This is a genomic window from Brevibacillus sp. B_LB10_24, from assembly GCF_046036945.1.
Lineage (GTDB): Bacteria > Bacillota > Bacilli > Brevibacillales > Brevibacillaceae > Brevibacillus_C.
Window position 1 is genome coordinate 19,128 of sequence record NZ_JBJQOQ010000036.1, and the last position, 13,645, is coordinate 32,772.

At 50.0% G+C, this 13,645-nt stretch carries 14 protein-coding genes; 5 read left to right on the top strand and 9 right to left on the bottom strand.

From position 1 onward, the window contains the following. Nucleotides 1–293 precede the first annotated feature (293 nt). The 4 genes from ACI7RC_RS23235 to ACI7RC_RS23250 all read right to left on the bottom strand — a co-directional run bounded on the left by ACI7RC_RS23235 (nt 294) and on the right by ACI7RC_RS23250 (nt 4,553). Nucleotides 294–1,490 carry an MFS transporter gene (locus tag ACI7RC_RS23235; RefSeq protein WP_408110566.1) on the bottom strand — a complete coding sequence of 399 codons (1,197 nt, stop codon included), beginning with the start codon at nt 1,488–1,490 and terminating at the stop codon, nt 294–296. A 30-nt stretch (nt 1,491–1,520) separates the two neighbouring features. Further along, a complete protein-coding gene (locus ACI7RC_RS23240) occupies nt 1,521–2,336 on the bottom strand; it encodes a MerR family transcriptional regulator (RefSeq protein ID WP_408110567.1) in 816 nt (271 codons plus the stop codon). A gap of 188 nt (nt 2,337–2,524) precedes the next feature. Further along, nucleotides 2,525–3,865 (bottom strand): sensor histidine kinase, encoded by a 1,341-nt coding sequence (locus tag ACI7RC_RS23245; RefSeq protein WP_408110568.1) that lies wholly within the window; start codon nt 3,863–3,865, stop codon nt 2,525–2,527. 1 nt (nt 3,866) lies between these two features. Then, a complete protein-coding gene (locus ACI7RC_RS23250; RefSeq protein WP_408110569.1) occupies nt 3,867–4,553 on the bottom strand; it encodes a response regulator transcription factor in 687 nt (228 codons plus the stop codon). Nucleotides 4,554–4,784: 231 nt separating this feature from the next. Here ACI7RC_RS23250 and ACI7RC_RS23255 point away from each other — a divergent pair, with 231 nt between their 5' ends. Further along, nucleotides 4,785–5,405 carry a DUF2306 domain-containing protein gene (locus ACI7RC_RS23255; RefSeq protein ID WP_408110570.1) on the top strand — a complete coding sequence of 207 codons (621 nt, stop codon included), beginning with the start codon at nt 4,785–4,787 and terminating at the stop codon, nt 5,403–5,405. Nucleotides 5,406–5,540: 135 nt separating this feature from the next. On the opposite strand, the gene ACI7RC_RS23260 is transcribed toward ACI7RC_RS23255, so the two are convergent. Together ACI7RC_RS23260 and ACI7RC_RS23265 are read right to left on the bottom strand one after the other, a co-directional pair. Continuing rightward, nucleotides 5,541–6,128 (bottom strand): TetR/AcrR family transcriptional regulator, encoded by a 588-nt coding sequence (locus ACI7RC_RS23260; protein WP_408110571.1) that lies wholly within the window; start codon nt 6,126–6,128, stop codon nt 5,541–5,543. Next, nucleotides 6,103–6,888: an alpha/beta fold hydrolase gene (locus tag ACI7RC_RS23265; protein WP_408110572.1), complete on the bottom strand. Its 786-nt coding sequence runs from the start codon at nt 6,886–6,888 to the stop codon at nt 6,103–6,105. The genes ACI7RC_RS23260 and ACI7RC_RS23265 overlap by 26 nt, the downstream gene beginning before the upstream one ends. A gap of 73 nt (nt 6,889–6,961) precedes the next feature. Between ACI7RC_RS23265 and ACI7RC_RS23270 the strand changes: the two genes are divergently transcribed. Continuing rightward, a complete protein-coding gene (locus ACI7RC_RS23270) occupies nt 6,962–7,309 on the top strand; it encodes an FAD-dependent monooxygenase (protein ID WP_408110597.1) in 348 nt (115 codons plus the stop codon). 255 nt (nt 7,310–7,564) lie between these two features. On the opposite strand, the gene ACI7RC_RS23275 is transcribed toward ACI7RC_RS23270, so the two are convergent. Next, nucleotides 7,565–8,536 carry an SDR family NAD(P)-dependent oxidoreductase gene (locus ACI7RC_RS23275; RefSeq protein WP_408110573.1) on the bottom strand — a complete coding sequence of 324 codons (972 nt, stop codon included), beginning with the start codon at nt 8,534–8,536 and terminating at the stop codon, nt 7,565–7,567. A 108-nt stretch (nt 8,537–8,644) separates the two neighbouring features. Continuing rightward, nucleotides 8,645–9,166 (bottom strand): TetR/AcrR family transcriptional regulator, encoded by a 522-nt coding sequence (locus tag ACI7RC_RS23280; RefSeq protein ID WP_408110574.1) that lies wholly within the window; start codon nt 9,164–9,166, stop codon nt 8,645–8,647. 251 nt (nt 9,167–9,417) lie between these two features. Between ACI7RC_RS23280 and ACI7RC_RS23285 the strand changes: the two genes are divergently transcribed. Both ACI7RC_RS23285 and ACI7RC_RS23290 read left to right on the top strand, forming a co-directional pair. Further along, nucleotides 9,418–9,942 (top strand): ECF transporter S component, encoded by a 525-nt coding sequence (locus ACI7RC_RS23285; protein WP_408110575.1) that lies wholly within the window; start codon nt 9,418–9,420, stop codon nt 9,940–9,942. 235 nt (nt 9,943–10,177) lie between these two features. Beyond that, the gene (locus ACI7RC_RS23290; protein WP_408110576.1) at nt 10,178–11,101 is read left to right on the top strand and encodes a VOC family protein; all 924 of its coding nucleotides are present in this window, start codon (nt 10,178–10,180) and stop codon (nt 11,099–11,101) included. An 87-nt stretch (nt 11,102–11,188) separates the two neighbouring features. On the opposite strand, the gene pdxR is transcribed toward ACI7RC_RS23290, so the two are convergent. Beyond that, entirely contained in the window at nt 11,189–12,607 is a 1,419-nt protein-coding gene (gene pdxR / locus ACI7RC_RS23295; protein WP_408110577.1) for a MocR-like pyridoxine biosynthesis transcription factor PdxR, read from the bottom strand. 161 nt (nt 12,608–12,768) lie between these two features. Here pdxR and ACI7RC_RS23300 point away from each other — a divergent pair, with 161 nt between their 5' ends. Continuing rightward, nucleotides 12,769–13,635 carry an NAD-dependent epimerase/dehydratase family protein gene (locus tag ACI7RC_RS23300; RefSeq protein ID WP_408110578.1) on the top strand — a complete coding sequence of 289 codons (867 nt, stop codon included), beginning with the start codon at nt 12,769–12,771 and terminating at the stop codon, nt 13,633–13,635. Nucleotides 13,636–13,645: the final 10 nt, after the last annotated feature.

Sequence of the window (13,645 nt, forward strand, 5' to 3'; positions counted from 1 at the left end):
CCTTCTGGTATTAGCAAAAACCCCTAACGAATAAATGTTCTGCTTGAATCTGAATGACCCTGAACTCATTGTATTGTTCAAATAGTAACATGAACTGAGAATTACAGAAAACCATGCATTTTGGGCATTCAAACAAAAACCTGTATACTTTTGTACAGAATGACCACAAGGAGCGACGTTTACAAATTCGGAAGGGAAATTCGGCTTAGAGAAAATGAAGTGAAACTATATATGAAGCCAGTCCTTCCAAAACTGCTGTATTTTTTGTACACCTTCACTTTAGACGGCAACAGTTACGCAGATAACTTTTTCACATGGATAGACACGGCTTTTTGGCCTAGACTGCAGCTTATAAAGGTAAGCAATGAGGCAGCAACCGCAACGATCCCCCCGACCCAGGACACATCGATCAGTTCCATGTTCGTCGTGACAAATCCCCCTAGAGACGACCCAAGCGCGATTCCGACGTTTACCGATACAGGAGCCAACGATGAAGCCAAATCCTTCGCAGCTGGAAAATGCTGATCGGCCAAATCAATGAAATACAACTGCATGGTGGAGTTCATCGTGTAAACGGCAAGGGCGATGAATGAGATACTAATCAATCCTGTGACAATCGAATGGAAAGAAATATAAAGCGACGTGAGAATGACAGCTTGGATCAGAAACACAAATCTCAGCTTTCCAATGCCGTTCTTGGCTGCTATCTTCCCGCCAATCAACGTGCTGAAGATGGATACAACTCCGTAAAGCAAAAATACAAGGCTAATATACCGATCCGGGACAGAGAGCACTTCTTGCATGAGCGGGGTTAAATACGTATAGACAGTATAGGTCGCCCCAATACTCAACGCCGGAATAAAGAATGCGATGATAATACGCGAATTCGTTACTAATCCGATTTGTTTTTTCAATGAACTCCTCGTTCCCTTCAACCCTTTGGGTAAGGTCACCGAGCTTGCGATCAGAGAAACGATTCCCAATAAAGCGGTAAACCAAAAGGACATGTGCCAACCGCCCCATTGCCCGATATAGGTGCCAAGAGGTACCCCGATGACACTGGCTACTGTAAAACCTGTAAAAATGATTGATATAGCCGTACCCCTCCTTTCGGCAGACACTGTTTCGCTGGCAACCGCCATGGCGAGTGCGATCAATACTCCCGTAACAACGGCCGTGATTATTCTGGAAACAAGCAACAGCGCGTACGATCCGGATAAAGCGGTTATGATATTCCCTGCAATAAACACGGCCGTTAAAGCAAGCATCAAAGGGTACTTGGAGTATCGGCTGAATACAGCCGTCAAGATGGGTGTACCGATAGCAAAGGCTGCGGCAAAGGTCGATACCAAGGCCCCTGCCGTTGAAATGGCGATATCTAAGTCGTTTGCCACGTCACTCAGCAGACCGACAATGACAAATTCACTCGTTCCCAGGACGAAGGTTAACAAAAATAAAGTAAAAGTTAGCAGCTTTTGTTGTTTAGTCACAGCTGAATCTCCTTTTCATGCGGCTTTCCTTCATGCTCTTTCGACGGCAATCTGGACTTCGGCAACGTAAGCCTCCGGGTCTTCTAATTTTTCATGAGGAAGATAAAGCTCGCGCCGCGGCTCATTCTCCTTCATTCGATATCCATTCCTTTCGATCCACAATGCCAATCCCGCGCTCGCCGTGCAGGGACCCGTCGTTCGGCATAAATGAATCAGCGTGGCCATCATCGGAACTGCCGGCAATCGTTTTACTGTAAAGGGAGGACGACTCGGCATATCGTGTGTAAGCGGACGAGCCACTTCGATGTCGATATCGTCTTCGCATTCTTCACAGCCGTGCCAAAGCACGAGTCTTGACGAGGCGGGCTGACCGGAGTCTCTCAGATAATCGTCCAGCTGTTTGAACAGCTCGGGAATTTGCCTATGCGAAGTTCTTTGACGATAAGACAGCACCAGTTGGGGCTCAACTTCCTTTAAAATGACATCGTGTGACGTCAGGTTTTCACCTTCATTCTCGAGATGCCACAGACGTTCCTTGATTCGGGCAAGTTTGGCCTGTTCCTTATCCAGAATGGACTGAATCTCGTTTTGCTTGATTCGAAACATCCCCCTGATTTGTTCGATCGAGATTTGCTCGCCAATCATCCGACCAATTTGATCCAACGAGAAGCCCAATTCCTTATAGGCCAAAATCCGATTGAGTTGAAACATTTGGTCAGCCGAGTAATACCGGTACCCTGTAATTTGGTCGGTGTGAGCCGGCTTGAGCAAGTTCAACTGGTCGTAGTAACGAAGCGTCTTGACGGACACTTGGCTGATCTTCGAAAACTCGCTGATTTTAAACATGGATACACTCCTTGCTTAGTGTATTTCGATTCTCCCCTCGTCTTCACCAACTATAACGTTCCCGTTAAGGGGAGAGTCAAGCGGGATTCAAAGGTGGCAGCAGAAGCAAAAAAGTAAAACCGGGGAAACACTACCCCGGTCCTTTTTGTTGCTGCTAATCAGTATGAAGTCCATCCCGATGCCAAGCTTTAGCCTGGCAAGCTGTCAACTGAAGGTATCCAACCTGACAGAAGCGCTCCTCCATCCGAGTGATTCCCCACGATCAGTTCACCTCCATGCCGCCTGATGATTCTCTGTGAAATGGTTAACCCTAACCCGGCTCCTCCTGTTGCACGATTTCTCGATCCTTCACCGCGATACAGCGGTTCAAAAACGCGCCCAAGCTCCTTAGAAGTGAAACCAGGCCCCGTGTCCCTTATGGTAAAAATTACCTTATCCTCATCCTTATAGCATCCAACCAAAATTTCCCCGTGTGATGGTGTATGTCTCACAGCGTTATCCAATAGATTGCTTATGGCACGCTCCAACAAGTGAGAATCGCCCATCATCGTAAAATCATCTGCAGAATGATTCAGGATCACAGAGATGTGCTTTTGCCGGGCTTGCGGACTTAGGCTGTCGATCGCCTTCTGCAGGACGAGTTTCAGGTCAATCGCGCTTTTATGAAGCTCCGCTTCCAAATACTCTATCTTCGTAAATGTGAAAAGGTCCTCTACCAGCCGGTCCAACTGCACTGATTTTTCCTTGCAAACCGCCACATACTTTGCCAATTTTTCCGGAGATTGAGCAATGCCTTGTTCGATCCCGTCCAGATATCCTCGCAGGGCGAATAGCGGCGTTCTTAAATCATGCGCAACAGCAGCAATGACGAATCGGCGTTCTTCTTCCAATTCCGCTTGTTTCTGATACGACTTTTGCAGTCCCTCCACCATGACCTTGAAACCATCGCCCACTTCGGCTATTTCCGTAATTCTCGACGGGGGCAGCTGGACGTCCCAATCTCCGGCGGCAATTTGCCTGGCAGCCATGCTCATCCTGTCGAGCGGTTTGAGAATGTACCTTCGAATTTCAACACCCACTATAAAGAAAGCCAGCAAGAGCCCGGCAAACGCCGCAATCATGGAAACTGCCTTTGAATTTGGCATATAGAGGACAACCCTTCCAAGCACTTGACCGTCCTCTCTGATAGATAATGGTTCGGTCGACGACAACGAGCTTTTGCGCCCTGAAAAGGACCGATAGATTTCCTGATTGGAGGCGTCCAGCAAAACTGCATCTATGTTCGCTTTCCGTAAATGCGTTTGCAGCCGGTTTTGCCAATTCGGATCCATCCACTTGTCCACGCCCGTTTCGATCAGGTGAATCGTCTCGGTTACTTGTTGTTGCAGCTGCTGATCTTGCGCCTGATTCTCGCCAAGGCTCAAGGTATTGGTTTGCAAGAAATGGGCTGCAACAAAGAAGATCCACGGCAGCGAAAGGATGAAAAACAAGCCAAGCATGGTAAACGTACGAATACGGAGTGTTCTCATATTACCTTCCCTCGAATCGATACCCAACGCCCCATACGTTAATCAGGTGTGCGGGCTGGTTCGGATCAGCTTCGATTTTGTCACGAAGCCGGCTGAGATGGACGCGAATGGTATGTTTATCGCCCACGCCATCCCAAAATGTATCAAGCAGTTGGTCATACGTAAAAACTTGCCTCGGATGCTGGGCAAACAATTGCAGCAATTCAAATTCCTTTGGGGTGAGCGAGATGTTTCGCCCTTCTGCCCATACTTCACGCGTGATTAGATTGATCTTGAGGCGTCCGTAGTCCAGGATACCTCTGCTGATTTCCTGCCGAGAACCGGCACGCCGCAATACAGCTTTTACTCTGGCGACAATCTCACCAATGGAAGCCGTCTTGACAATATAATCATCGCCGCCGAGCGTCAATCCTCGAATCTTGTCTACATCATCGCTGCGCGCACTCAAGAACAGGATCGGAACGCTGCTCTGTGCGCGAATTCGCCGGCATAATTCAAATCCGTCCAGTCCCGGCATCATGATGTCGATCACCATACAGTGAATCTCGCTCTCTCGGAACACGGCAAGTGCTTGAGCGGCATCGCAAGCGGTTTTTACCCGAAAGTTTTCGTTCTCCAAAAAATCCCGCAAAAGTTCGACGATGCTTTGGTCATCATCCACGACCAGAATCGTTATCTGTTCATTCACAAGGACTCCACCTTTATTCCCGTGATTCTACTATATGAAACGGTTCTCGTTTGACCTAAGTTTATCATTACTCTCCATAAGAAAAACGAAACCTTTCGTTCTGTGATGAATTGTTTATTGTTTTGTGACCTTTTTGCCGCTTCGTTCGAGATATTTCATTGGTACGATTTTGCTGTGATGCAAAAACGGCACAAGTGAAACTGACGAACGGCAAAGGAGGATTCGGAGCAGATGAAGAAACGCAATCTACTATCCATTATTTTGTCCTGCATCAGCATTGTCTTTATCCTCTACGCCTTGGTGGACAATTTTGTGATGGATCCCGGAGCCGTGGAATTTTTGAGCCAGAAAACCGGACTGAGCCGCGAACTGAAACTCCCGGTCTGGTTAACCGTTATGCACATGCATGTTGCCTTTGCCTGCATCGCCATGGCAGCGGGGCTGCTCAACTTTTCTCAACGTCTCTTTGAAAAAAGCCGCAGGTTCCATAGCCTAAACGGCTATGTGTACGTATTGTCTGTCCTGCTTGTGGTGCTGACATCCGGATACCTGGCACCGTACGCTACCGGAGGAAAAATAAGCAGTATCGGGTTTAATGCGCTCAATCTCATCTGGCTGTTCATCACCATTGCGGCGCTTGTCCACATCAAAAAGAAACGGATATCCCGGCACCGGAACTGGATGATCCGAAGCTATGCGTTTTGTTTTACGAACATGTTGATTCATCTTACGACGTTTCTTTTTCATCAGGGATTCGGTTTCGATTACGCCATCAGCTACACGATAGGCGTTTACGGCTCTACTGTGCTTCTGCTGGTTATACCCAGCGTGATCATCAGAACGATACGTTAAGATTGAGGCAAGAAAAACCGTCAGGGAGCATATCAATCAGTTACCCCTGACGGTACTTTTTGGCAGTCTGCTCATGCTTCGTCTTCCCGCGCATCAACAAGTCGTGTAAAAATCCATCGTCGCTAAGCAGGCAGGTCAAAAATTACAAAACTGTTGGATGATTTGCTTTTTCATTTCCTCGACCGGATAATGATCGGAGTACGTGGCAATCATCAGCATCATTCCATGGAGGGTGGAGGAGAAGTATAACGATCTTATTCGCGCATCCTCGACCCCCAGTTCGGCGAACAGCCTGCACTGCACTTCGAATTGTTCGGCCATCGCTTTATTGAGTCTTTGGCTGTACTTGAACAGAATTTTGTCTTCCTCCGGCTGCGTTTGCAAGTGCAAATAAAAGCGGTATTCATTCAGACGCTGCCTGACGTTGTCTAGCGCTCCTTCAACGATATACTTCAACTGTTCGGACGGAGAACCGAGATCGGCAGCAGCCTGCATCACTTCGCTGATTTCGTCGATCCTGTGCTGCACCATATTCGCGAGAAGGTCTTCCTTCCCTTTATAATAGTTGTACACTAGTCCTTTGGAGACGCCAGCCCTTTTCGCAATATCATCAATCGAAGCGTCATGATACCCGCGCTCGATAAAAATCTCCATAGCGGCATTGCGAATATTTTCTTTAGCGGCTTGACGAATCCGCTCATTTTCTTCCCGGGTTCGTGGCATTATCAGGTTCTCCTTGTATAAAATGCCGGATGTGCCAGGCGAGCTCTGAAGCGTGAGTCAGTGTAAGCATGTGATCCCCCTCTTCGATTTCAGCAAATCGGATCGAGGGAACCCGCTTAAAATGTTCGGCTATCTTGAACATGTCCGGCCATTCAATTCTACCATGTATAAACAACGTCTTCACGGCTATCTCCTCTAACCGTTCAATCGCCGGAGGTTCGGGCCAGAGAACTTCAAAGCTCTTCCATTCGGTAAACACCCTTGTCATATATCGGGTCGTCATTTCACGAAGGAAATCCCGATGCGGTCCGGCCATCGTGACGCGATAATTCGGACCGGCCAAGGACAAGTCAACCAGTCTGGCAATATCGGGAGCGGCGGAATTCACCGACGCCATCCAATCCGTAAACTCCCGAGAATAAGTGAATCCCGTTAAGGAGGGGGCGATCACGATAAGCCGCTCCACCATGGAAGGATAAGTTAGCGTAAAATCCGTTACCGCCTGCCCGCCCATGGAATGGCCGACGAGCGTGACCCGCTCTAATCCCAAATGTTCAAGCAGCTTGCGCAAATCCTCCACCAGGCTGGTCGGTGACTGCGGGGCTGGAGAACGTCCGGTTCCCCGGCCATCAAAAGTAATAACCTTCCAGGATTTCGCCAAAATCGGTGCGATATACTTCCACTCTCTCGAATCGACGCCAGGGCTGTGAAACATGACGATCGGCGAGCCTTCCCCTTGCATTTCGTAATAAAGATCCATGAACATTCCCTTCCTCACTGAGTGAAATAATTCCCTTTATTGTGATTATATTTTATGACTGAACGTACGGTCAATAAAAAATTCGGTTGTTTTGGTCGGAGACGCTGTACATGCGACATCGCCCAACGCCGGCCAGGGCGCTTCCTTAGCGCTTGAGGATGCAATGATGCTGGTGAAGTGCATGCGGGACCTGCCGAATATGGAGCAGGCATTTTCCATGTTTCAAAAATTACGCCGCGACAGGGTAGAACGGATTGTGAAGTATTCCCGGAGTATCGGCCAACGCAAGCATGCCACCAATCCGGTCCAGGTATTTTTCCGCGATTTGATGCTGCCGAAGTTTCTAAAACAGGCCAACAAGGACTCGCTCGGGTGGATGTATGATTACCAGACAGACTGGAAGGAGAAGATTACGATTTGAAAGTATTCATACATTGCTATTGCTCGCTCTTATCAAACCAAGATTTCATGAAAAAAGTTAATTTCCAGTTCACCCTCTTACCCGAATGGTCTGGCAGATAATCTCGCAGCGCTCGGAGGGCTTCAGCGTTTCTTCTGCCTTTCGAGCGCATCGAGCTTTTTATCCGACACCCTGAATGACGAACGAACGGAATCTGACGGCTATCCCTCTTGGCATGTGCTGTCAATTGGAGATGAACAGTTAGTGATTAATCAATTACTTTAAAAGAGACGTATTTCTGCCCTGCAACGAACGAATCGTATTCGCAATCCCCTCTTCAAAGGATGTCGCCCGCACCGGACCGACCCGCCTCTCGTATTTTTCCCCGCTCAAGATAAGCGGCTCTTCTGTCAAGTAGAGCATCTCCACAACCTCCTTCATTACCGGCGCGACCATGCCGAGCAAGGACAGGCCGACTCTTCCCAGTGGAATGACCGGTTTGGCGCTGCCGCTTGCCTGCCGGGCGATTCGCACGATCTCCCTGCCTGATATCAGACCTGCACCCGGTATATTCCAATTCTCCCCATAGGTATCGTCCCTGATAGCCAGCTCTGCAATCATGAACGCCGCGTCCGGCAAATAAACAAACTCCCGGGCGACCCGCATATTTCCGATAAAAAATGCCATCTTGCCGGCTGCGATTGCTTCGAGCGTCGAGCCCAGATAAGAAGCTTCGTTCGCCGTGGGACCGTAATAATCCGGCAAGCGGACGATCATGACCTTGGCCTGGCCCCACCGGCTGTCAAACAGCATTTTTTCGAAAGCGAGCCTTGTCTTCCCTTTTCGGGTATGCGGCTGCTTCGGATGCTCCTCGGTCACACGGTCCATCTGCCTTCTTCCATAGGGATAAATACCGTCGATTGCGACTACCTTCAGGCCCAGCCGGTCGGCAGCTTCCATCACGGATTCGCCTAGAGGAATCAGCTTGCGCTCCATCTCGTGATACGGCACGTTGGCACAATGGAACAGGACATCCGCCCCTTCCGCCGCCCTGACGATGTCACTCGGACGGAAAGCGTCCCCTGCTGCAATCGTTACATGCTCCGGATTGCCCAACCTGTCCCTCAGCTGCTCCAGCTTCCGAACAGATCTTCCGAAGGCCACCGTGCGTATCCCGCGCTTCGACAGCTCTTCCGTTATCGCAGCGCCCGTACCGCCAGTTGCTCCTATGACAATCGCTTTTTCCATTGGAATCACCTCATTTTATAATTGTGATTGATCAATCACTAACTTAAAGAGAATGTATTATGTTGTAATTGATCAGTCAATCACAACTTTTTAACACCTCTCCCCCCTTCATATTTCCATCAATTCGGGCATGTTCAACGCTGTTGAAATGTTGCACAGCATCCCCCGTGCCAGGAACAGCATCGTCCGTTCCTCCGGATTCGAAATGCCGGCTGCGCGAAAAGCGTCCAAAACCATACGGCGAACTTCCCCGAATCCATTGCGCATCGCTTCCCGGATCGAGTCTTCCTGGATCGTCTGCGCCTGCATTTGAAGCAGTATTTCATTGCGGTAGGAGTTCAAGATATCGTCATAGGCCCGGATCAAGTCAGTCTCCAGCTTCTCTGGCGACGCGGACTCCACAACTTTGCGGAAGGAATCGATCACACGTGTCCACGATACCTCCAGCGCCGCGAGCAACAAGGCTTCTTTTGTAGAGAAAAAACGAAAGATATATGGCTGCGATATTTCGGCCCGCTTCGCGACTTGTGCCGTCGTTGCCCTGTAGTATCCAATCTCTGCAAACACCTCAATGGCCGCAGATATAATTTCCGTTTTGCGATTGACTGAAGTCGTCTCGGATTTCGCCATCGGATTGCCGCTCCTTTTCAGGTTAGTGATTCATCAATCAATACCCTATTATATACCAGGATTTGCTTCGATACAATTTGGCAATCATCGATGCAAAGCATGAAACCAATGATTTTCGCCACCATAAAGGGATAGAGCGCCTTGTTATCACTAAAATGATGTATCTGCGCTAAATAAATACTCATCAGATATTTAACAAGCATCTGATTACGAGTATGATAGTAATTAAAAAAATAGAAAGAGGCAATCATATGGATTCAACATTTTCCCCGAGAAGCAGAACAAAAACCTTAGTCATCAATGCCCTGTTCATCGCGCTTACCCTTGTAGCTACCATGTTCATCAACATCAGGCTCCCTATAATGGGTAACGGTGGCCTCATCCATCTCGGCAACGTACCTCTTTTTATCGCAGCCTTTGTGTTCGGCAGAAGAACCGGAGCCATAGCGGGCGCTTTCGGCATGGGTCTGTTCGATGTTATCTCCGGTTGGACAGCTTGGGCGCCGTTTACATTCATCATCGTAGGTACGATGGGCTTTCTAGCCGGCCTCATATCCGAAAAAGTACCTGGCAATAGAGTCCTTGTAAACGCACTGGCAATTGTCGTTGCCCTGATTATAAAAATCGTCGGCTACTACTTTGCTGAAGTGATCCTTTACAGCAACTGGATACAGCCATTCGGCTCCATCCCCGGAAACGTTCTTCAGGTCGTAATTGCCGGTATTATTGTACTGCCCATTGCAGGACGCTTGAGGAAAATGGCTGAGCGAATTTAACGGGGATCCGGGGTACACTTGACACGTGTCTCCATGTTTTACCTGACGTTATCAAAGAGACCGCTATACAATTTGAAGATATGTTATTCAGGTAATGCTCCCGCCATCTAAGAGGCAGGGGCTTCTTGTTTTTCTGCGTATTCCATCAAGAAAGCAATCGGAAAGAAACGTAAAATCAATCTTTATGTTAGAATTTTAGGAAATGTTAGACTCTCTTAAAGAGGAGGAGAATATCATGAGCGATGTCAAAAGCATCCAACCTATCACCCCGCACTTATGGTTCGACAAAGAGGCGAAAGAAGCCGCGGAGTTCTATTGCTCTGTATTCCCGGATTCCGAAATCAAGAGTACGGCCACCTTGCACAATACGCCATCAGGTGATTGCGATGTCGTTTCGTTCAACGTCTGGGGACATCCGTTCATGGCTATTTCTGCGGGGCCGTTCTTTACGTTCAATCCTTCCATCTCGTTTATCGTTCATTTCGATCCGTCCCGGGAAAAGGGCGCGGCAGTTCATTTAGACAAAGTGTGGAATCAGTTGTCCGAAGGCGGCACCGTGCTTATGCCGCTTGACAAGTACCCGTTTAGTGAACGGTATGGCTGGATCCAGGACAAGTACGGTGTCTCGTGGCAGCTCCTTCTGACGAATCCGGATGGAGAGCCGCGGCCCGCAATTGTCCCCTCCTTGATGTTCGTGGGCAACAACTGCGGCAAGGCAGAAGAGGCACGCGAGTTCTATCTTTCCATTTTCCGGAATGCCAAACCTGGCGCCCTGTTCCGGTATGGCCCCGACCAAGAGCCGAACAAAGAAGGGACGGTTATGTTCACCGACTTTCTTTTGGAGAAAACCTGGTTTGCGGCAATGGACAGCGCGCTGGAACATCCGTTCAGCTTCAACGAGGCGATTTCCCTGTTGATCAATTGTGAGACGCAGGAGGAAATTGACTACTATTGGGAAAATCTTTCCGCCGTGCGCGAAGCCGAGCAGTGTGGCTGGCTAAAGGACAAATACGGCGTCTCGTGGCAGATCTCCCCCGCTGCACTGGACGAGATGATGACCAAGTCCACGCCGGAACAACGCGATCGCGTCACGAAGGCGTTCTTGACGATGAAAAAGTTCAACATTGCGGAATTGCAAAAAGCATTTCTAGGAAATTGACCAAGCCAAAAATCGTGGCATGTGACGCCGCCCGCTTGTTGGGCGGCGTCATCTTTGCTAGACCAAACTCGCGGACTTTACTAGCGATCAAATCCATGCATTTCGCAGGTCCGCCATTGCCATGATCCCCTTGTCGATTTGCGATTCCGCTGCATTGCCAAACCCCATGACGAGCCGGTTTTCTTGCTTTCCTTTGACGATGGCGTATCTCTCTGCCGGGTATATTTTGATGTTCCGCCGCTCGAGCTGCTCGGCCGCCAAGGAATCGAACTTGCGATCGGAAAATTCCGCGATCAAATGCAAGCCCGCAGCATCGCCCGTTATTTTCACCCCACCGCCGAACGTTGCGTTCAGGGAGTCGATGAGACGTTTTCTTTTTCTGCTATAGATGCGTTTCATACGGGCGATATGGCGTTCCAAGTGCCGATCCGCGATGAATCTCGCGAGCGTGATCTGCGGCAAGGTAGGGCAGTGAATATCCGTCAGCTGCTTCAAACGAAGGAGCGGAGCAAGCAAATCCTGCGGTACGACCATATAACCGAGCCGCAGTGAAGGGAACAAGTTTTTGCTGAACGTTCCGACATAGATCACGCGTTCCGAGTCCAGTTCTCTCAAGGCGCGAACCGGCATACCCGCATAGCGAAATTCGCTGTCGTAATCGTCTTCGATCAAATAGCAGCCGGTTTGCCGGGCGAATTCCAGGAGTTGGATACGCCGTCCGATAGAGAGAATGCTGCCGAGCGGAAATTGATGTGATGGCGTGACGAAGACGCATTTCGGTATCGGTGCCGTCGGCAGTGCTTCAACTCGTAAACCGTGTTCATCGACGGGAACCGGTAGGATCTCGGCGCCGGTCGACGCAAAGATTTGATAAATGAAGGGTGCCGTAGGATCCTCCGTCGCGACCGCGTCGCCAGGCTTCAACAAAAGCCGGCATAACAGGTCGATGGCTTGGGTTGCTCCGGCAGTGACCACCACTTGCCGAGGGGAACAACGGATCCCCTTGGTCTGAAGCAAGAAACGGCATATGTTCGCGCGAAGCTCTCCATTCCCCGCAGGATCTTCCTCGTATCCATAATCCGCTGTATGCAAGCGATCGAATATGGAGAGCGCGGTTTCTTTCCACTTTTTGTACGGGATGTGCTCCAGGGCAGGAAAGCTCGGGCGAAAATCAATACCATGGAAACGTGCCGGATTTTTCGGAAGCTCGGCTAAATCGCCGGATTCAACCGTTTCATCGAGTTGAACCTGGAAGGGCCTTTCTTGTCCCAGATCCGCAACATAAGTTCCGGAGCCTTGACGGCCTTCCAAATATCCTTCGGCGATGAGCTGCTCGTACACTTCCACGATGATAGAGCGCGACACGCCGAATTCGCTTGCCAGATCTCTGGTTGAGGGGAGCCGATCCCCGGCTGTATATCGATTTTGTAAAATCCGTTCCCGCAGTAAGTCGTAAATTTGTTTCGTTTTCGTATCGGCTGCTTCAGGAAAAGAACGGTTGATCATGGTATGCCATCCCTTCGATTGAAATTGGTATGGTCATAATGACAAAAAAGTGGACCTAATCGATTCCAATTTATTTTGCTAGCATGGAAATGTCAATATGCGTTGTTGGGAAACGACGAAAGATTGTTATGAGAAAGAGCGAAAGATGGGATGTGGACAAGATGAAAATTTTCGTTGCAGGTTCCACGGGCGTGGTCGGCCGTTTGCTGCTGCCCAAGCTCGTACATGCCGGTCACGAAGTCGTGGGGATGACCCATGCCGCGGAGCGCAAGCCGCTGATCCGTGCGTTAGGCGCCGAGGCGATGATCGTCGATGTATTCGATCGAGACGAGGTGCGTGCGGCTGTCGAGGACATTCGGCCGGACGTCATCATTCATCAGCTGACTTCTCTAAGTCAATGGAACGTCGAAGAGAACGCGAGGATCCGAATCGAGGGAACCCGGAATTTGGTCGATGCGGCCCATGCCGCCGGCGTTCGGCGAATGATCGCGCAAAGCATCGCATGGGCATACGAATCCGGCAATCATCCTGCGACGGAAGAGGTTCCGTTGGACGTCGAGGCCCCCATGCCGAGAAAACAGACCATTAACGGCGTCGTCGCCTTGGAGAAGGCGGTTGCCGAAATTCCGCATCACGTCATTCTCCGGTACGGCATGTTCTACGGTCCCGGCACCTGGTACGGTGCCGACGGCATGATGGCGGACAAAGCGCGGAATCGCCAATTGCCGGCGACAGACGGTGTCACCTCATTCCTTCACGTTGAGGATGCCGCGAACGCAGCCTTGCTGGCGCTCGATTGGCCAAACGGCCCGGTCAACATCGTCGATGACGAGCCCGCCGCAGGTACAGAGTGGCTGCCGGTCTACTCCGAAGCCCTGCAAGCCCCCATTCCGGAATACCAACCGGGAAAAAGCGGATGGGAACGCGGCGCGTCGAATGCCAAAGCGCGGAACGAGTACGGGTGGACCCCTCTTTTTCCGACTTGGAGGTCGGGGTTCACGAAAGGGACGATCCGGGAGGAGGAATGACAGGCGCGGT